24 protein-coding genes are annotated in these 19,590 nt (G+C 30.2%); 14 read left to right on the top strand and 10 right to left on the bottom strand.

Annotated elements, in window-relative coordinates; all coding sequences use genetic code 11:
* Positions 1-21: 21 nt before the first annotated feature.
* The 6 genes from FDK22_RS06155 to FDK22_RS06130 are packed head-to-tail and all read left to right on the top strand — an operon-like array spanning position 22 to position 4,201.
* The gene (locus FDK22_RS06155) at positions 22-471 is read left to right on the top strand and encodes a MarR family winged helix-turn-helix transcriptional regulator (protein ID WP_138152033.1); all 450 of its coding nucleotides are present in this window, start codon (positions 22-24) and stop codon (positions 469-471) included.
* Positions 472-528: 57 nt separating this feature from the next.
* Complete coding sequence (locus tag FDK22_RS06150) at positions 529-1,095, top strand: YceI family protein (protein ID WP_138152032.1); 567 nt, start codon at positions 529-531, stop codon at positions 1,093-1,095.
* 25 nt (positions 1,096-1,120) lie between these two features.
* The gene (locus FDK22_RS06145; RefSeq protein WP_138152031.1) at positions 1,121-1,888 is read left to right on the top strand and encodes a DODA-type extradiol aromatic ring-opening family dioxygenase; all 768 of its coding nucleotides are present in this window, start codon (positions 1,121-1,123) and stop codon (positions 1,886-1,888) included.
* Between the two features lie 4 nt (positions 1,889-1,892).
* The gene (locus FDK22_RS06140) at positions 1,893-2,963 is read left to right on the top strand and encodes an ADP-ribosylglycohydrolase family protein (protein WP_138152030.1); all 1,071 of its coding nucleotides are present in this window, start codon (positions 1,893-1,895) and stop codon (positions 2,961-2,963) included.
* Positions 2,964-2,989: 26 nt separating this feature from the next.
* Entirely contained in the window at positions 2,990-3,493 is a 504-nt protein-coding gene (locus tag FDK22_RS06135) for an NADPH-dependent FMN reductase (RefSeq protein ID WP_138152029.1), read from the top strand.
* A 3-nt stretch (positions 3,494-3,496) separates the two neighbouring features.
* The gene (locus FDK22_RS06130) at positions 3,497-4,201 is read left to right on the top strand and encodes a pirin family protein (protein ID WP_138152028.1); all 705 of its coding nucleotides are present in this window, start codon (positions 3,497-3,499) and stop codon (positions 4,199-4,201) included.
* A gap of 48 nt (positions 4,202-4,249) precedes the next feature.
* Here FDK22_RS06130 and FDK22_RS06125 read toward each other — a convergent pair whose 3' ends face one another.
* Positions 4,250-4,723, bottom strand: coding sequence for a DsrE family protein (locus tag FDK22_RS06125; RefSeq protein WP_138152027.1), 474 nt, complete (start codon positions 4,721-4,723; stop codon positions 4,250-4,252).
* A gap of 240 nt (positions 4,724-4,963) precedes the next feature.
* Here FDK22_RS06125 and FDK22_RS06120 point away from each other — a divergent pair, with 240 nt between their 5' ends.
* Positions 4,964-5,986, top strand: coding sequence for a glyceraldehyde 3-phosphate dehydrogenase NAD-binding domain-containing protein (locus FDK22_RS06120; protein WP_138152026.1), 1,023 nt, complete (start codon positions 4,964-4,966; stop codon positions 5,984-5,986).
* Positions 5,987-6,046: 60 nt separating this feature from the next.
* On the opposite strand, the gene purM is transcribed toward FDK22_RS06120, so the two are convergent.
* Positions 6,047-7,042, bottom strand: a complete 996-nt coding sequence (gene purM / locus FDK22_RS06115; RefSeq protein ID WP_138152025.1) for a phosphoribosylformylglycinamidine cyclo-ligase — start codon at positions 7,040-7,042, stop codon at positions 6,047-6,049.
* 74 nt (positions 7,043-7,116) lie between these two features.
* Here purM and FDK22_RS06110 point away from each other — a divergent pair, with 74 nt between their 5' ends.
* Genes FDK22_RS06110 through FDK22_RS06085 form a run of 6 tightly spaced genes read left to right on the top strand, consistent with a single transcriptional unit; the run spans position 7,117 to position 11,566 of the window.
* A complete protein-coding gene (locus FDK22_RS06110; protein ID WP_138152024.1) occupies positions 7,117-7,659 on the top strand; it encodes a spermine/spermidine synthase domain-containing protein in 543 nt (180 codons plus the stop codon).
* Between the two features lie 49 nt (positions 7,660-7,708).
* Positions 7,709-8,299 carry a dephospho-CoA kinase gene (gene coaE / locus FDK22_RS06105; RefSeq protein WP_138152023.1) on the top strand — a complete coding sequence of 197 codons (591 nt, stop codon included), beginning with the start codon at positions 7,709-7,711 and terminating at the stop codon, positions 8,297-8,299.
* Complete coding sequence (dapF, locus tag FDK22_RS06100) at positions 8,296-9,045, top strand: diaminopimelate epimerase (RefSeq protein ID WP_138152022.1); 750 nt, start codon at positions 8,296-8,298, stop codon at positions 9,043-9,045. The genes coaE and dapF overlap by 4 nt, the downstream gene beginning before the upstream one ends.
* A complete protein-coding gene (locus FDK22_RS06095) occupies positions 9,045-9,794 on the top strand; it encodes a glucosaminidase domain-containing protein (RefSeq protein WP_138152021.1) in 750 nt (249 codons plus the stop codon). The genes dapF and FDK22_RS06095 overlap by 1 nt, the downstream gene beginning before the upstream one ends.
* Positions 9,795-9,803: 9 nt before the next feature.
* Positions 9,804-10,973, top strand: a complete 1,170-nt coding sequence (gene purT, locus FDK22_RS06090) for a formate-dependent phosphoribosylglycinamide formyltransferase (protein ID WP_138152020.1) — start codon at positions 9,804-9,806, stop codon at positions 10,971-10,973.
* A gap of 14 nt (positions 10,974-10,987) precedes the next feature.
* Positions 10,988-11,566 (top strand): hypothetical protein, encoded by a 579-nt coding sequence (locus FDK22_RS06085; RefSeq protein WP_138152019.1) that lies wholly within the window; start codon positions 10,988-10,990, stop codon positions 11,564-11,566.
* A gap of 10 nt (positions 11,567-11,576) precedes the next feature.
* Here FDK22_RS06085 and FDK22_RS06080 read toward each other — a convergent pair whose 3' ends face one another.
* A complete protein-coding gene (locus FDK22_RS06080) occupies positions 11,577-11,936 on the bottom strand; it encodes a DUF2237 family protein (protein ID WP_138152018.1) in 360 nt (119 codons plus the stop codon).
* Between the two features lie 356 nt (positions 11,937-12,292).
* Between FDK22_RS06080 and FDK22_RS06075 the strand changes: the two genes are divergently transcribed.
* Positions 12,293-12,493 (top strand): hypothetical protein, encoded by a 201-nt coding sequence (locus FDK22_RS06075; RefSeq protein ID WP_138152017.1) that lies wholly within the window; start codon positions 12,293-12,295, stop codon positions 12,491-12,493.
* A 171-nt stretch (positions 12,494-12,664) separates the two neighbouring features.
* Here the strand turns inward: FDK22_RS06075 and FDK22_RS06070 are convergent, their stop codons facing one another.
* From FDK22_RS06070 to FDK22_RS06045, 7 genes are all read right to left on the bottom strand, one after another.
* Positions 12,665-13,624: a ketopantoate reductase family protein gene (locus FDK22_RS06070; RefSeq protein WP_138152016.1), complete on the bottom strand. Its 960-nt coding sequence runs from the start codon at positions 13,622-13,624 to the stop codon at positions 12,665-12,667.
* A 5-nt stretch (positions 13,625-13,629) separates the two neighbouring features.
* The gene (locus tag FDK22_RS15710) at positions 13,630-13,782 is read right to left on the bottom strand and encodes a hypothetical protein (protein ID WP_171012929.1); all 153 of its coding nucleotides are present in this window, start codon (positions 13,780-13,782) and stop codon (positions 13,630-13,632) included.
* An 86-nt stretch (positions 13,783-13,868) separates the two neighbouring features.
* Positions 13,869-14,675: a sulfite exporter TauE/SafE family protein gene (locus tag FDK22_RS06065; protein ID WP_138152015.1), complete on the bottom strand. Its 807-nt coding sequence runs from the start codon at positions 14,673-14,675 to the stop codon at positions 13,869-13,871.
* 12 nt (positions 14,676-14,687) lie between these two features.
* Positions 14,688-16,286 (bottom strand): gamma-glutamyltransferase family protein, encoded by a 1,599-nt coding sequence (locus tag FDK22_RS06060; RefSeq protein ID WP_138152014.1) that lies wholly within the window; start codon positions 16,284-16,286, stop codon positions 14,688-14,690.
* A 1-nt stretch (position 16,287) separates the two neighbouring features.
* Complete coding sequence (locus FDK22_RS06055; protein WP_138152013.1) at positions 16,288-17,613, bottom strand: TRAP transporter large permease; 1,326 nt, start codon at positions 17,611-17,613, stop codon at positions 16,288-16,290.
* Between the two features lie 3 nt (positions 17,614-17,616).
* On the bottom strand, positions 17,617-18,126 hold the full coding sequence (locus FDK22_RS06050; RefSeq protein ID WP_138152012.1) for a TRAP transporter small permease subunit: 510 nt from the start codon (positions 18,124-18,126) through the stop codon (positions 17,617-17,619).
* The gene (locus FDK22_RS06045; protein WP_138152011.1) at positions 18,123-19,223 is read right to left on the bottom strand and encodes a TRAP transporter substrate-binding protein; all 1,101 of its coding nucleotides are present in this window, start codon (positions 19,221-19,223) and stop codon (positions 18,123-18,125) included. Before FDK22_RS06045 ends, FDK22_RS06050 begins: the two co-directional genes overlap by 4 nt.
* Between the last annotated feature and the right edge of the window lie 367 nt (positions 19,224-19,590).

The raw sequence follows: 19,590 nt of genomic DNA, 5'->3' as shown, positions 1-19,590 counted from the left end.
AATTTCATCAGGAGTTATCAAATGGAAAAAAGAAGTTTAATCAGTTACGGTAAAAAAACAGACCAAGCAATGAAAACATGGGTTCAAATAGTAAAAACCTATAATAGATTTGCTACACAAGAGATTAAATATTTTTCAGAACATAACTTAACGTTTATTCAGTTTAAAGTACTTGAAGTTCTTTATCATAGAGGTGATTTATCTATTGGAGCTATTACCAAGTTTACAATGAGTACTCCAGGTAATATTACAGTTGTTGTAAAAAATCTAAAAAGAGATGGATGGATTACAGCAATACCAAATCCAGAAGATAAAAGGGGAAGTATTTTATCTATAAGCCAAAAAGGTAGAGATAAAATGAAATCACTTTTTCCACAACATGCAAAAAATATTCATGATTATATGGATGTTTTAAATGAAGAGGAACTTGATACTTTATACACGTTGTTGAGAAAAGTTTACAAAGCTTAGTAAACTTTTTTTTAACTTAATATTACTAATTAGTAATTTAAAATAAGGATATATATTATGAAACTAATAAAACTAGGAATGGCATCGATTTTAGCAGCAGGTGCATTATATGCAGGAACTTACAATGTAGATGCAAGTCACTCAAATGTTGGATTTAAAGTTAAGCACTTAATGATCTCAAATGTAACAGGAAAATTTGATAAATTTAGTGGCTCATTTGAGTTTGATGAAAAATCTGGAAAAGTTACTTCAGTAGATGGTACAGTTGAAGTTGCATCAATTAATACTGATAATGAAAAAAGAGATGGTCACCTAAAATCAGCAGATTTCTTTGATGCGGGTAAATACCCAACTATCACTTTTAAAGTAGATAAAATTGAAGATGAAAAAGCATATGGAAAATTTACAATGAGAGGTGTAACTAAAGATGTTGAATTTGATATTGAAAACACAGCTACAGTTACAGATCCATGGGGAAATAAAAGAGTTGGTGTAGAGATTTCAGGGAAAGTTAATAGAAAAGATTATGGTGTTAACTGGAACAAAGCTTTAGAAGCTGGTGGAGTTGTTGTTGATGAAACTGTAAAAATTATCGTTGAATTAGAAGGTATTGAAGCTAAATAATTTAGATTAAAAGAGGAATTAGAGAATGTTACCAAGTATATTTATTTCACATGGTTCACCAATGTTGATGTTAAGAGATAATAGTACAACAAGATTTTTTCAAAACTTACCATCAACATATAAAAAACCTGAATTTATCTTGGTAATATCTGCTCATTGGGTGACAAAAAATTTGAAGATATTATACGAAGAGTCACCCTCTTTAATTTATGACTTTTATGGTTTTCCAAAAGAGTTATATGATTTAAAATATGATGCAATTAGTAGTAAAGAAAAAAGTGATGAAATAGCTTTATTATTTGAACAAAATGGTATTAGCATAGAAAAAGATGATTTTAGAGGTGGATATGACCATGGAGTATGGTCAGTATTAAGATTTATGTATCCAGATGCTGATGTTCCAGTATTACAATTATCAATCCCCCAAACATTTACTGAAGAAGATTATATAAAAATGGGTGAAATATTACAGCCATTAAGAGAAAATACATTGATTATTGGCAGTGGCTCTTTAACCCATAATTTAATGGATATTAATTGGGATGAAAATACAAAAGATGTTAAAGATTATTCAATAAAATTTCACGATTTTGTTACAGAAAATTTAAAATTAGGTAATTATAAAAACCTTATAGAAAAAGCCCCATTTTTAAGACAAAATCACCCTACTTTGGAACATTTTATCCCATTATTAGTGAATATTGGTAGCTCAAAAGATAAAATTGGAGAAAGTGCAAATAATGTTTATATGCATGGTAACCTCTCAATGGATAGCATAGTTTTTAAAGGATGAGGAAATGGAAATCTCAACAAAAGATAGAGCAAAGGGTGCAATACTAGGTGCTTTTATTGGAGATGCCATTGCACTTGGGTGCCACTGGTATTACGATTTGGAAGAGCAGTATAAAGATTATGGAAAATGGATAACTGATTTTACATCTCCTAAAGAAGGTAGATACCATGAAAATCAGAAAAAAGGTGATTTATCCCAATCAGGATATATCTTAAAATTAATGATAAATTCAATACTTGATAATAATGGTTACAACCAAAAAGATTTCTGCAAAAAAATTGACAATGAACTATTTACAAAAATAGACGGAAATCCTATGAATGGACCAGGAGGTTATACTTCTCAATCAATAAGAGAGGTTTATAGACAAAGGGTAGAACAAAAACTCTCATGGGATGAAGTGGGCAGTCGTGCTGATACAACAGAAGCTATTGAGCGAACTTTAGCCCTTGCAATAAGATATGTAAATGAACCAAAAATGTTAGCAAAAACAATTTCTCATAATACTTTTTTAACACAAGTTGATGATATTGTTGGTTCAATGACAGTTGCCTTTGGAGCAGTTTTAGCTCAACTAATAAAAGGTGAAATATTAGACGAAAATATTTCTACAAAATTAATGAAGCTTGTAAAAAGTGGTGACCTCCCTTTTCACGCAGTCACATCAGATAATTTACAACCTCCAAAAGCTGGTGCAAAGGATCCATCAAATATTGGACTTTTTGCTTCACCTGATGCTTTACTGTCACCTTCATATATGGCAAAAGCAGCAAATGACAAAGATATTAAAATAGAACCTGCATGGAAAGTTTCTTTTGTATATGGTATGCCTTGTGCTATTTATCATATCTTACCTGCTTGTTATTATTTAGCAGCTAGATTTAAAGATGATTTTGAATCAGCAATTTTACATGCACTAAATGGTGGCGGACAAAATCAAGCAAGGTCTATTTTAACAGGTGCCCTAGTTGGAGCACAAGTAGGTTTTCAAAATATTCCACAAAGATTTATTGATGGATTAAATGAAAAAGAAGAATTACTAAAACTAGCAGATGAACTTGCTAGTCAAATTTAGATTTAAAATATTATAAAGGATAAAAAATGATTATGATATTTGTATCAAGTTTAAATGAAAATGTAAAACTTGCAGATAGAATTGAAAAAGAATTAAACAGTAAAAACTATGATACTAAAATTGTTAATTTGGTTGAATTAGATTTGCCTATGTATGATACTAAAAAAGAACAAAATGATGGAATACCACAAAAAGCCCTTGACTTAGCAAAACAGATGGAAGAAGCACAAGGTTATATTTTTGTATCTCCAGAATATAACTTTAGTGCACCTCCTGTTTTATTAAATATGATAGCTTGGATATCAAGAATTGGTGATAATTTTAGAGTATTATTTGCCCTTAAAAAAATCCAACTTGCAACACATTCAGGAGCTAATGGTGTTGACTTTTTAAATACTTTTAGAAATCAGTTAACAAAATTAGGTGCCATTGTAATGCCTAGAGATATTATTACAAGCTATACAGTTACAATTGAAAAAGAGAGTCTAGAAAGAATTTTAGACCAATATTATTTATTGTTAAAAGAGTAAATAATGATAAAAAAATTAAATAAAGAAAATATGGGAACATCCAATCTCGGTTGGCTTGAAAGTCGTTTTCATTTTAGTTTTGCACAATATTATAACCCTCAAAACATCAACTTTGGATGTTTAAGGGTTTTAAATGATGATATTATTCATCCAGACTCAGGATTTGATACACACCCCCATGAAAATATGGAAATAGTTACTTATATTACACAAGGGGAACTTACTCACAAAGATTCAATGGGAAATGAAGAGATTTTAACAAGGGGAGAAGTTCAATATTTAAGTGCAGGAGATGGAATATTTCATAGTGAACATAATCTAAACATAACAAAAGATTTAAAACTACTTCAAATTTGGATATTGCCTCCTAAAAAAGGTTTACCAAGATTATATGGTTCCCATAGATTCAAAAAAGAAGAAAGAGAAAATAAACTTTTAAATATAGTCTCTTCTCAAAATGGTGAGGCACCAATAAAACTTTATCAAGACGTAAATTTTTATGTTAGTGAGTTAGATGCTTCTAAGGAATTAAGATATGAGATTAATCCAAATAGACAAATATATTTTGTCCAAATTGAAGGAAGTTCTGCAATAAATGGAATTACCTTAGAAAATGGTGATGCCTGTGAAATTACAGAAGAGAATCTATTCAAGATAAATGCAATAGAAAATTCTCATTTTCTATTTATTGAAATGGAAAAAAGATAAAATCTTTCTTCCATTTTTTACACTATAAAAAGAGCTAAAGCTTATAAATCAAGGTTTAATATATGCATAACCTTGAGATTGTAATACAGCAAGTTCGGCAACTCCACTTGTAACTATATCCCCTTCAGTAACATCATAAAGGTCATCTTCAAAGTTAATGTTTTTACCTTTTAAAGTATTTGCACAAACATTAAATTTAATACCTTGGTCTTTTAAACCAGAGATTTTTGCTTGCATTTGCTCATTTGCATTTCCAAACTTTAATTTTGTTTTTGCTAATGATTCTGGGTCAAGAAGTAAACTTAGACCATTTCCATGTAAAACAACTTTTATGTCAAGATTCTCTTTTCCTACTGCATTAATATGATTTTGAATATTTCTTAATGCACCTTCTTGTTGTTTTGGATTATCATAGTTGATATGATAAACAACTTTTTGTTTAACTGTTTGGGCATTTGCAAATCCAAATGTACCTAATACCAACAGTGTACTTAATAAAAATTTTAAATTAAAAAATTTCATGCTATCTCCTATTTTTAATTTAATCAATCATATCATCAAGGTATTAAACTAAAAATTACAATTTTTAGTTTAATAAAAAAGTTCAATATTCTTTAAGTAATAATTATATATTAAATTACTCAAGATTATCAAAATACTATTAATAAAGCTTTTTATAGACTTATTATTAAAACAAATTAATTTAATATAGATTATTAAATAGTTATAAATAATATATATAATCTATGATACAATACGCTTATGAAAGAAAAAGTACTTATAAATGGCATTGGAAGAATTGGTAAGTCTATTTTAATCCAACTTCTTCAAAAAAAAGAATATGAGATTGTTATAATAAATGAAATAAATCCATATATAGAAAACATAGTTTATTCAATAAATTATGACTCAACATATGGAAGTTTAGAAGATAAATTTAAAGTTGTTGAAGAAAGTTATATCCAAAATTCACAAACAAAGATAAAAATCACAAACCATTCTAGTTTGTTTGATTTAGATTTGAGTGATATTGATATTATCGTAGATTCAAGTGGAGTAAAAACAAATATAGAAAAACTTAGAAGTTTACCTGTAAAAGCTATATTTTTAACTCATCCAAATATTCAAGCAGATATAAATCTAATTCTTGGTGCAAATGAAAACGACTTAGATAAACAAAAATATAAAGTAATCTCTACAAGTTCATGTAATGCCACTGCTTTATTGCCAGCTTTAAAGATTATTGATAAAGAGAAAAAGATTATCTGTGGCGATATTGTTACTATTCACCCTTTATTAAACCACCAAAGGGTTTTAGATGGTCATTTTGTTGGTAGTTCCACAAGGGATGTTGAATACAATTTTGAGTTTGGACGTTCTTCAACACAAAATATAATTCCAAATAAAACAACAACAATAAAAGCATGTTCCTTTGTTGATTCAAAATTTAATCATGAACTAATCTCTTCAAACTCACTTAGAGTTCCTACAGATACAGTTGGAGCAATAAATGTTACACTTTTTGTCGAAAAAAGTTGTACAAAAGAGGGGCTAATAGAGATTTTTAAAGAGTATGAAAAAAATCAGAAATTTAATATTGTTCTAAATAATTTTGACCCACTTGTGTCAAGTGATTTTAAAAAAGAGCAAAAAACTACAATAATAGACCATAGATATACAGATGTAAAAAATGAAAAAATGATAAAACTTCTAGTTTGGTATGATAATGAATGGGGATATGCTTCTAAAGTGGTTGATATTTTAGATTTTTATTCAAATAATTAGACATAAAAAAAGGTAAGTTCATATTGAACTTACCTTTTAAAGATATATAAATCTAATTTACTAGATATACTCTACACCTTTTTTTCCGTCTTCAAGTGTTCCGATAACATAACCATCAGTATTTGATAATACTGTATCAACTTTATCTGGGCTTACAACTAAAATCATTCCAACACCCATATTAAAAGTTCTATACATCTCTTCTAATTCAACATGTTGTCCCATAAATTCAAAGATTGGAAGCACTCTTACAGCATCTCTATTTATAACAGCTTTTAAATTATCAGGTAAAACTCTTGGTAAGTTTTCTGTAATCCCACCACCTGTAATATGCGCTAAAGCATTGATATTTTCTTTATTAGCTTTAAACTCTTTTACATAAATTCTAGTTGGTTCTAATAAAACATCTTTTAATGGTTTACCTTGGAAATCATCATCTAAAGACATTCCTAGTTTTTCTAAAAGTAATTTTCTAACTAATGAAAAACCATTTGAGTGGATACCTGAAGATGGAAGTGCAATTAATACATCACCTGCATTAACTCTTTCAATTCTATTTAACTCATCTTTTTCTGCAATTCCAACACAAAAACCAGCTAAATCAAAATCACCCTCTTTGTACATACCTGGCATCTCAGCAGTTTCACCACCAACTAATGCACATTCAGATTGAATACAACCCTCAGCGATTCCTTTTACAACATCTGTTGCTTCATCAACTTCAAGTTTTGCAGTTGCATAATAATCTAGGAAAAATAGTGGTTCACCAAAATTACATAATAAATCGTTTGTACACATAGCAACTAAATCGATACCAACAGTATCATATTTTTTAGAATCAATTGCTAATTTTAACTTTGTTCCAACCCCGTCAGTTCCTGAAAGTAATACTGGGTTTTTGTATCCAGTTGGTAACTCAAAAGCACCTGCAAAAGAACCAATTCCACCTAAAACTCCTGGAATTAAAGTTGATTTTACGTGTGGTTTAATATTTTCTACAAACTGATTACCAGCATCAATATCTACACCAGCATCTTTGTAACTAACTGTTGACATTTTTTTCCTTATTGTTATTTAAAAATTTTGTGGTATTATATCGAAAATTTAATAAAATACAAGGACCTTTATAAATGAGAGACTCTCAAGCATATAATGAAATGATGGTACATACGCCATTGTGTACACATAAAGAAGCAAATAAAGTATTAGTTATTGGTTCAAATAGTAAAGACCTAGAAAAAGAAGCTTCAAAGCATACAGCAAATTTTGAATTTGGTGACCTTTCTATTTTGACTTCTAAAAATGAAAAAGATATTGATGTAATTATCTTCACAGATGTACAACTTGATGAAATGATTTTAGCAAATATTGAAAGAGTACTTTGTGATGATGGATTAATTACATTCTCAAGTGCAAGCTTTTCAAAAGATGAAGAAAAATTAAAAAAAGATTTAGAATTAGTTGGTTCAAAATTTTGGATTGCTATGCCATTTAAATTTGGTCATGAGACATCAATTTTAGCTTCTAAAAAGTATCACCCAACAGCTGATATTGTATTACAAAGATCTGATTTATTAGTTGATTTAGAATATTATTCAACTGAAATTCAACACGCTTCATTTGTATTCCCAGCTGCTCAACACAAAGCATTAACTGGTATCGCAAAAAGATAATTTTCTTTTTAAACCTTAAATAAATCATTATTATAGTAAAATCTATGCTATGAATAATGATTTTTTTAAACACGCAATAGCCTTAACAGGTGGAATTGCAACAGGTAAAAGTACAGTTTGTAACCTTTTTAAACTTCATGGTTTTTTAACAATTGATGCAGATAAAATTGCACATAGACTCCTTGATGAAAATAGTGGAAAAATTGCCACTATGTTTGGTGAAGAGTATGTTGAAAATGGAAAAGTTATAAGAAAAGAGTTAGGTAAAATAATATTTTCAAATGAAGAGAACAAACTAAAACTTGAAGCTTTACTTCATCCTTTAATCAAAGATGAGATTTACAAAGAATCAAGGGTATTTGAAGAACAGGGAAAACCTTACTTTATTGATATACCTTTATTTTTTGAAAAAATGCACTATCCAATCCCAAAATCATTAGTAGTTTACACACCAAAAGAGTTACAAATAAAAAGGCTTATGGATAGAGACAATATAAAAGAAGAAGAAGCAAAGCTAAAGATTTCAAACCAAATGGATATTGAAGAAAAAAAACAATTAGCAGATTTAATTATTGATAACTCATCAAATCTTAAAAACCTTCAAAAAGAAGTTGAAAGAGTTATAGGGGAGATTTTATGACATATACAAAATATAGTGCCAGTGGAAATGATTTTGTGATTTTTCACTCTTTTGTTGAAAAAGATTTTACAGAAGATGCAATAAAACTTTGTAATAGAACAGAGGGTATTGGAGCAGATGGATTTGTTGCTGTTTTACCTTGTGATGGTGCAGATTTCAAATGGCAATTTCGAAATAGTGATGGAAGTGATGCTGCAATGTGCGGTAATGCAACAAGAGCTGTTGCTCACTATGCATACAACAACAACCTTGCACCTGCACATATGAAATTTTTAACAGAAGCTGGACTAATTGAGTCAAAAGTTGATGGTAATATTGTTGAAACACAAATGACTGAACCAAAAATCATAAAAGAGCCTTTTGAACAAGAAGGTTTTACTTGGTTTTTAATTGATACAGGAGTTCCACATTTAGTTGCACTAACAGATGATTTAAATAATTATGACCACGATTTATGTGCAAAAATGAGATATGAACACAATGCAAATGTAAACTTTGCAAAAGTTGAAAATACACCAAGTGGTAAAATAATTAAAGTTAGAACTTATGAAAGGGGTGTTGAAGGGGAAACTTTAGCATGTGGAACTGGTATGGTTGCATGTTTTTTAAGGGCCCTTGATTTAGGCCTTGTAGAAGAAAAAACTTTTGTTTACCCAAAAAGTGGCGAAGAATTAACTATTTCTAAAATAAACGGCAAAGTATATTTCAAAGGTGCTGTTAAAAAAGTATTTACGGCTACTATTTAATGAAGGTGATTTTAAAAATAAGTTTTGTTTTTAGTTTGCTTTTGGTTTCACTGAAAGCTACAGGATTCCCTGAAAATTACTATAAGCTTCCATTATCTGAAAAGAAAAAATATTTCTTTGAATACTTTGTAGGTCAAATAGAATTAGAAAATAGAAAAATTTTAAAAGAAAGGGAGTTTATTAAATCTTTAATGGGAAAAAAAGATTTATCGGAAGACTCTTTTGAATATAAAAAGCTTCAAGAACTTCAAATAAAATATAAAGTTTTAGAAATTTATGATTACACTGAATTTTTAAGAAGAATTGATATTGTCCCCCCATCACTTGCCTTAGCACAAGCTGCAACAGAAAGTGGTTGGGGAACAAGTAGATTTTTTAAAAAAGCAAATAATATCTTTGGACACTGGACATATAATCCAAAAATTGGAATGGTACCATTAAGAAGACAAACAGGGAAAAAACATTTTATTAGAGTTTTCCCCACTTTACACGACTCTATTGCTGCATATATGAAAAACCTAAACAGAACGGGGGCTTATTATGAATTTAGAGCAAAAAGAAGAGCAATGAGATTAAAAAAAGAGTTTATTGATGGGATGAAGCTAGCAAAAACCATGACAAAATACTCTGGAATTGGTCACGACTATGTTAAAATTCTACAATCAATTATTAGAAAAAACAATCTAGCACATTATGACAAAGAATTTTTTATTATGATAAGAAACGAAAGAATGTTAAATTTACACTAAAGGAAAACAATGAAATTTACTGCACCTATTAAATCTGATTCCATAAAAATCATGCTTCTTGGAAGTGGAGAACTTGGAAAAGAGGTTGTGATTGAAGCACAAAGATTAGGTATTGAAACAATTGCTGTTGATAGTTACAATAATGCTCCTGCACAATTAGTTGCAAATAAAGCATATACTATAAATATGAAAAATAAAAATGAAGTATTAGATGTAATTAGAAGGGAAAAACCTACGTATATTTTACCTGAGGTTGAAGCTATTAATATTCAAGCTTTATTTGATGCAGAAAATGAAGGTTTTCATGTAATCCCTAATGCTGATGCTGTTAATAAAACAATGAATAGAAAAAACATCAGACAGTTTGCAGCAGAAGAATTAAAAGTAAAAACTGGGCCATATGAATTTGTAAGTAGTTTTGAAGAGCTTAAAAAAGCAGCTTCAAATATGGGATTTCCTTGTGTAATCAAACCTGTAATGAGTAGTTCAGGACATGGTCAAAGTGTTGCAAAAAGTGAAGCTGATTTAGAATCTTCTTGGGAAATTGCTAAAGAAGCTAGAGGTGATGCTAGTGAATTAATAGTTGAAGCCTTTATCAAATTTGATTATGAGATTACAATGCTTACAGTTAGAAATGAAAAACAAACAGTATTTTGTGAACCAATTGGTCATATTCAACAAGATGGTGACTATATCTTTTCATGGCAACCAATGCAAATGAGTGAGAAAGCAAAAGAAAACGCTCAAAGAATCGCAAAAACAGTAACTGACGGTTTAGGTGGTAGAGGTATTTTCGGTGTTGAGATGTTTGTTCAAGGGGATGAAGTATTCTTTAGTGAAGTAAGTCCAAGACCTCATGATACAGGTATGGTTACTATGATTACTCAATCTCAAAGTGAATTTGCACTACATGTAAGAGCAGTTTTAGGATTGCCTTTAGATTACATCGATTATGGATGTGGAGCAAGTGCTGCATATAAAGCGAAAGATGACACTTTTAATCCAATAGTAGAGATTGAAGATGGTGCTTTTACAAAAAATAGTTTTGTAAGAGTATTTGGGAAACCACAATCTCATGTTGGAAGAAGAATGGCTGTTGCTTTAACTTTTGATAAAGACTCAAGTCAAAAAGCACTTGAAGTTTCAAAAGAGATTATCTCTAAATTTTCAGATTGCTAGGTAAGTATAAACTTATGAAAAAAAATATACTTTTTATTCTTGTCTCAACATTTTTGCTTACCGGATGTTTTTCGGTAAGCTCACTTAATCCCTTTTCTGATTCTAAAAAAAAGGTAGAAATAGAAGAGATTGAGATACCCTCAAATGCACCTGCATGGCTAATTGATAATAAAATAAAAAACAATATCACAGCAATTGGTTTTGTAAAAGAGATAAAAGAAGAAAACCTAGATTTTTATAAACAAAAAGCTCTTATTGGGGCAAGTAATAATCTTCTAAAAAGAATATATTCCAAAACTGGTAGATTATATAAAGCTTATACTGAAAAACTTGATAATCCAAAAGTGTTTGATAAAGATATAAAAAAGTTTGCTGAACATATTTCATTAAAATCGCTAACTTATTCAAAGGTGGTTAATACTTGGATTAGTGAAGATAAAGAGTTATATGTTCAACTTGCTGTTGATTCAAATACTGTTGCAACACAAATCCAAAACACAAGTAAGTTACTTTTTGATGTGGATAAAATGTTATACCAATATTTCCTATCAAATAGAGCAAATAAAGAGATTATACAGTATTTAGAAAATTAAACCTAAGTGTTTAATTTACACTAAACTTTAAAAGAATATCTTTAGGAATAAATTTTATTGCTTGATTTGAAGTAGCGTGGCCATCAATCTTTGGTGCACACCCTGCTTCATAAGCTTCTTTCCATCTTAAAGCACATAAACACCATTTATCTGCTGCTTTTAATCCTTTGAAACCATAATTTGGCATAGGTGTTGATAAATCATTTCCTCTAGATTTTGAAAATTCTAAAAACTCATCGGTCATAATAGCACAAACACTATGACTTCCTTGGTCATCAAAAGATACTCTACATGTCCCATCTCTAAAAAAACCTGTCATAGGAGAAGTTGAACATACTATTAATGGTTTATCATATAAATTTGTTTGCATTATTTTCCTTTTTCTACATATTATATATATGTAAATAAAAAATTTGCTCTTTTTTTACTAGTAAGTTTAATTGTTAACTTTTTATTAACAATTTATTACTTAATGATTAATTCTCATCTATTATAATTTTCTTATGGGTTGAGAGGGAACCGCGAACTCCTATCTCAAATAAGTTTTAAGTGCGAATTAAAAAACTCTCCAAAATTTGAAGGTTCCAAAGGGAACCTTTTTTTTTGCCTAAAAATCTCTAAAAATCATAAATTTTCACTAAAGTTTTGAGCATATGTCCAAAACATCACTTTAATATCATTTTAAACTAATACAATTTCATATAAAAATAAACTAAGGAGTTTAAAATGAAAAGAGTAGAATCTATAAAAATGGTTAAGATTTCAAATGAAGAAGAACATCAATTAGTTGATCATTTTAATGATATGAGTGTACAGGAATGGGCTTGCTTACCAATTGAACTTAAATTTCCAGCTCCAAAACATATTTATCAAATGAAAATTGAAAAACACTTAACATGGAAAGATTTAGAACAAAATTTCAAATAAAAGGTTTTTGTTAACCTTTTATTAATTAAACATTACTAAATGATTAATTCTCATCCTTTATAATATACATATTGGTTGAGAGGGAACCGCGAACTCCTATCTCAAATAGAAAAAAGCGAATAAAAATCATTTCTCCGAAAAATCAGGAAAGGCTCCCAAAGGAGCCTTTTTTTATGCCTTTATTTTAGCTCTTTTTTTATTATATACAAACTCTAGAAGAGTAGAAATAGTTCTTGTATATGGTGCATCAAGCCCTTGTTTTTCGCAATTTCTAATAACAACCCCACAAATTTCATCAAGTTCTAAATCTCTATTATTTTCAGTATCAACCCACATAGATGGTTTTACTGATTGGAAGTTTGTCATAAGTTCAAACATCTTTTTTGCATCATCTTGTGTAAGATTTACCCCAACAGCATTTGAAGCTTTTGCTGCTTCACTCATAAGTCCATAGATTAACTTTGATGTTTTTTCATCTCTTATTAATGGTCCTGATTCTTCTTGAACTAAAGCACAAATTGCATTAACCCCATTATTAATTATAAGTTTATTCCAAAGCTCTAATCTAATATCCTCACAAACAAAAGTTGTTGTTCCTGTTTTATCAAGAATCAATTTTAACTCATCTAGAAATTTTTTATTTTCATTTGTATGGTTTAAAGCTCCAAGTAAAGTTTGAACTTCACCCTCACAATGAACATGACCTAAAGAGATTGTATGGGATACAATAAGTCTAGTTAATCCACCTATTACATACTCTTTTTTGTAATATTTTTCCATTATATCTTCATTTTCAACGCCATTTTGTAAAGAGATATAATAAGGAATATTAGAACTATTTTCTGTCCAAGAGCTAAGTTTTTTTGAGATTTGCTCTGTACTCATTGCTTTTGTTGCTATAAAAACTGCATCAATATCTTCTGGTTTAAATTTATTTATTAATTCATCAATTGAATAAGTATCAATTTTCTTTTCCATAACTTCATTTTGATAAGTTACTTTCATTTTATTATTTTTCAAAAACTCAAGGGTTTCATTTCTAGCAACAAAGGTTAAATTACACCCTACTTTGTCTAGAATCATTCCATAAAATGCACCTATTCCACCTGCACCAATCACTACAATATTCATAGATTTTATCCTAAGGTTTTATTTTGTTTTTTTGTAAAATTCATCACAGAATCAATCGTTCCACCATTTTTAAATTTTCCTTCAAGCCAAGAAAAACTTACTGCATTTGCCGAGATTGTAAAAAAAGCTAAGGTAAATAGCAAAATCAATTTTTTCATTTTTATCTCTTATTTATTAGAAGATAATAAGATACTATGTTTATAATTAAAAAATCTAGTGATAAAGAAAAGAGATAAAGATGGTTTTATACTAAAACCATCTTTAATCCAACACACAATAAAAATATAGAAAATGCTAGTTTTAGCTGTTTTACATTTAATTTATATGCTAACTTAACCCCATAAGGAGCAAAAAACATAGTCATAGGAACTAAAACTGCAAAAGCTAACCAGTTTACATAACCTGTTGAAGCGAAAGGAAGATTTTCAACATTCCAACCAACAATTATATACCCAATTGTTGCAGGGATACTAATAATAAGTCCAAATAAAGAAGCTGTACTAACAGCCCTATGAATTGGAAAAGAAAAAAGTGATAATAATGGAACCATTAAAGTTCCCCCGCCAATTCCTAATAATGAAGCAAAGCCACCAAGAAGTACTGCAAAAATTGATTGTCCAAAGTTACCAGGTAAAGATGATGCAATAACTAAACTTTTGAAACTACTAACAATCATATGTAAAGATACAACTAAAAGCAAAATACCAAACATAAATTTTAAATTTGTTCCATCTATAAATTTAGATGAAAAGGCTCCAATTAAAACTCCAAGTATCACAAAAGGAATCCATCTTTTTGCTAAATCCCAATCAATTCCACCTTTTTTATGGTGAGAACGTGCAGATATGATAGAAGTTACAACAATAGTTGATAAAGATGTTCCAATAGCTAAAGGCATGGCAATAGAGATATCAATATTCATATATATAAAAATATGATACAACATTGGAACAATTACAATTCCACCACCAACACCTAATAATCCTGCTAATAAACCAGCAACTACTCCACTTGCAAGTAAAATAGGGATTAAAATTAATAATTCATTCATAAATATATATCCTTAAAAGCTTGAAGCTTTTCCATCACTTCTTGGGTCAAATGCCCCTTCTATTGTTTTAGAAGGATGATAAACTAAAGCCCCTGCATGTCCAACTGCAGAATCTAAATCTTTTAATATCTCTACATCATGACCTTTTTGTTTTAACTCATTAATTAACTCTTCATCAAACCTTGACTCTAATTTTAAACTTTGTGATGAATTTCCCCAAGTTCTTCCAAGTAACCATCTTGGATTATTTATACAAGCTGACAAGTCTTCATCATAATATGCATACCTAGAAAAAACAGCGGCTTGTGTTTGAGGTTGACCATCACCACCCATAGTTCCATAAGCCATAACTCTTCCATCATCAAATAATGCAATTGCAGGATTTAAAGTATGAAATGGTTTTTTATGTGGCTCTAAAGCTTGAATATGAGTTGAATCTAAAGCGAAACTACAACCTCTGTTTTGCCAAACTATTCCAGTATTTGGAAGAGTTAACCCACTCCCAAACTCATGGTAAATACTTTGTATTGCACTTACAATTCTACCTTTACTATCTGAAACACCAAACCAAGTTGTATCCCCAGGTGCTGCATTTTCTCCCCAAGGAAGTGCTTTTTCTAAATCAAGTTCTAAACTTAATTTATCTAAATATTCTGGCTCTAACCATTTTTGTAACTCTTCAGGGCTTGAACTAGTATCCATTTTATCTCTGTGTTTAAAAGCGATTTTTGTTGCTTCAACTAATAGATGTACATGATTTGCCGAATCTTTTTGGGGGAGTTTTTCACACCATCTATCAAAAAGTCCTAAAATCATAAGTGATGCAACACCTTGTGTTGGAGCAGAAGCATTAAAAAGTTTCCCTTTGCTTATTTTCATTTCCAAAGGTTTATTCCAAGAAGCATGGTGTTCACTTAAATCTTTTTGTGAAATTAAACCATCTCTACTTTCGAAATCATCTGAAATATCTTTTGCTAAACTACCTCTGTAAAAATCATCAAAACCATTTGTTCCAAGTTTTTCTAAAGTATTTCCAAGTTTTTCTTGAACAAGTTTTTCACCCTCTTTAGGAATATTTCCATTTGGATAATAAACTTCTGCAAAATATTCATCTACAAATAATTCTTCTTTTTTCTCTTCTAAAGTATCACTCAAAGATTTTGTTACAACTATTCCATTTTTTGCAGAATTTACTGCTTCTTCTACAAGTTTTGATTCTGGCATTGTTCCAGACCATTCATTTTTACTTTTTTTAAAAGCTAAATCCCAAGCAGAAACTGCACCAGCAGCTGTATTTGCAGCTAATCTTCCCCTAAAAGGAATTGTTTTTAAGCCCTCATATTGGCTCATATTCACATCAAAACCAGAGTATCCAGAAGCTTCAATAAAACTAACTCCCTCTTGTGGGTCATAAACTAACCAAAAAGCATCTCCACCAATCCCTGTCATATGTGGGTAATGAATCGCTAAAGAAGAGGCAACTGCAATTGTTGATTCTAGGGCATTTCCACCTTGCTTTAAAATCTCTAGTCCAGCATCTGAAGCTGCAAAATGGGGTGAAATCACCATACCATTTTTTGAAGTTTGAGTTTTTGGTAAATTTTTATTCATATTACATCCATCCTATTGCTTTTGGTAGCCAAAGGGCTATTTCTGGGAAAATCATTACAAGTGCAATCACTATAATTTGAATTGCAATAAATGGAATAACTCCCTTATATATTTCCATTGTTTTGATCTCTTTTGGTGCTACACCTTTTAAGAAAAAGAGTGACCAACCAAAGGGTGGTGTTAAAAATGATGATTGAAGATTTAGTGCAATTAAAATCCCTAACCAAATCATATTTACATCCAAAGCATGAAATACAGGTAAAACTAATGGCAATACAATATATGATATTTCAATCCATTCTAAGAAAAATCCTAAAATAAATAAAACCAACATCATAAATAAAATTGCACCCCACATTCCACCTGGTATCGCATCAAAAAGATCTTCAACTAAATAATCTCCATCTAATCCTCTAAAACTTAATCCGAAAACTTGAGAGGCGATAAGGACAAACATAATCATACCAGTCACTTTCATAGTTTCATATAAAGTTTCTTTTAAAATTTCTAAACTTAGCCTTTTACTTAAAAATACAATTATCAAAGCACCAATAGCTCCCATTGAAGCAGCTTCAGTAGGAGCTGCAAGTCCTCCAATAATAGAGCCAAGTACTGCAAAAATAAGTAAAAATGGTGGAGCAACTGATTTAAAAAACTCTATCCATAATTCTTTTTTCGAATAAGTATTTCTCTCCTCTTCATCAATTGGAGGTACATGGTGAGGAGCAAATTTACTTAAAAGAATTATATAAATAATATAACAAGTAGCTAAAAGTAATCCCGGCATAAGTGCAGCAGCAAATAAAGGGCCAATAGCTTCCCCACTAATATCCGCAAGTAAAATCAATACCAAACTTGGTGGTAAAATCTGCCCTAATGTTCCAGATGCACAAATTGTCCCACAAGAAACACTATGGGAATAATTTCTTTTTAATAAAGTTGGTAATGCAATCATTGTAAGGGTTACAACTGTTGCTCCAACTATACCTGTTGAGGCACCCATAAGAATACCTACAACAATAATAGCTATAGCCATTCCACCAGGTTTTTTACCAGATAAAAGTCCTAACACATCTAACATTTTTTCAGCTAAACGGGATTTTTCTAAAAGTATTCCCATAAAAACAAAAAGAGGAATTGCTAAAAGGGTATAGTTTGTAAGTACTCCAAAAATTCTTGAAGGAAGAAGATTAAACAGATTTAAATCTACTCCAATAACTCCAAATAAAAGCCCAGCACCTGCAATAGCAAAAGCAACAGGGACACCTAATAAAATAAGAGTAAATAAAGATACAACCATCATAATTGCTAAAATTTGTGGATCCATAGTTTACTTCTCCCCTACAACCCGTGAAATCGCTTTAAATAAAACAGCTAAAGCTTGAATAAAAATCAATATAAATCCAATTGGAATTAATGATTTAACTAAATATCTATATGGTAATCCACCAGGATCAGGTGAAACTTCCCCATTATGATATGACTGCATTACATAGTCACTTGATAAATAAATTATAAAAATTGAAAAAGGAACTATTATAAAAAGAGGGATTAAAATATCCATCATTTGTTTTACTCTTTCACTATAGTGATGATAAAAAAGATCAACTCTTACATGCTCTTTTTGTTGGAAAGTAAAAGCTGAACCAAACATCGCAATTGCTGCTAAGATATGCCATTGAAGTTCTTGTTCAGCAATAGAACTTATATGAAAAAAATATCTAAAAAGTACATCCCCTGCAACCATCAAAACTAAAATAAATATTAACCATGAACTTAATTTACCGATGCGTTCCACGAACGCATCAAGTCTATTTGAAAGTACAACTAAGTTTTTCATGATGATAACTTAGTCATCACAACTTCTTCACTTTTATTTTGCCAATCATCATGCATTGCTTTAAAAGCAAAGTAACTGTCGTGAACTTTTTTTACTAAAGGATCTTTTGCTGTTAATTTATCATATGTAGCAAAAGTAACTTCTCTTAGCTTTTCTATTACACTATCAGGTAAAGTTCTAGCTATTACCCCTTCGTTTTCAACTAAGTCTTTTAAGGCTTCAGAGTTGTTTGCTTCTGACCAAGATAATCCCATAAGATTACACTCTGCGGCAACTGCTTTTACAATAACTTGTAAATCTTTTGGTAAAGAATCCCAAGCATCTTTATTGATTAAACATTCTGTTGTATTACTTGGCTCACCCCATCCTGTTGTATAGTAGTTTTTAGCCGCTTTATGTAATCCCATTCTTCTATCTTGAAAAGGGCCTACAAATTCTGCTGCATCAATAACTCCTCTTTCAAGGGCTGGAAAAATTTCCCCACCAGGAAGAAGTTTAACCCCAACTCCAAGTTGCTCTAAAACTTTTCCTGCAAGACCTGGTACTCTCATTCTAAGACCATTTAAATCTTCAACTTTATTTATCTCTTTTTTAAACCAACCTGTCATTTGAACCCCAGTATTACCTGCTGCTAATCCAATAACATTAAAGGGTTTATATACCTCATCCCAAAGTTCTTGACCACCACCAAACTGTAACCAAGCATTTGTACCTTGAAAGTTCATCCCAAATGGAACTGCTGTAAAGTATTGAGCTGCAAAAGTTTTACCTGCCCAAAAAAATGAATTACCCCAATTCATTTGAATAGTTCCTTTAGAAACCGCATCAAACCCTTCCATTGCTGGGATTAATTCCCCTGCTGGATAATGTTTAATTCTTAATCTACCACCAGATAATTCTTCAACTCTATCACAAAAGTAACTTGCACTTCCTGGTCCCGTAGAATAAAATGGTGCCCCTGCCCCATAACAATTTGTCATCTTCCATCTAAATTTTTTTTCTGATACTGCCGCATTTGCTAATGATGGAGCTGCAATTGCCGCACCTATTCCTGCTAAACCTGTTTTCTTTATAAATTCTCTTCTGTTCTTAGTCATTTTTTTTCCTTAGTCCTTCATAATTAAGATTCAAGATGAATCCACCTATGACTTTTCTTTTAAGAATAAGCTTTAAAAATATTATTTTTTTAGTTCATTTTTATTTTTGAACAACTATTTAAACTTATTTTCTTATGAATTGAGTATAAAACATAAAAGAGGTACTTATATTTGAAATCAAAAGTTAAGAAACTACAATTAGCACCTCAATGTGTTTTGTAAAGGTATTTTATAACTTGGCAGAATTTTTGTAAAGATATTTTCTATCATTAATTGTACATTTAGTATGCTTATTTTTTATACATAGCATGTCTAAATTTTATATATCTTTAAAAGCGACATAAAAAAGATTATTTTTTTATTTGGA

Origin of the sequence: Arcobacter arenosus, from assembly GCF_005771535.1 — a bacterium.
GTDB lineage: Bacteria > Campylobacterota > Campylobacteria > Campylobacterales > Arcobacteraceae > Halarcobacter > Halarcobacter arenosus.
Note: the sequence above shows the minus strand (reverse complement) of the source record. Positions and strands in the feature narration are given on the sequence as shown.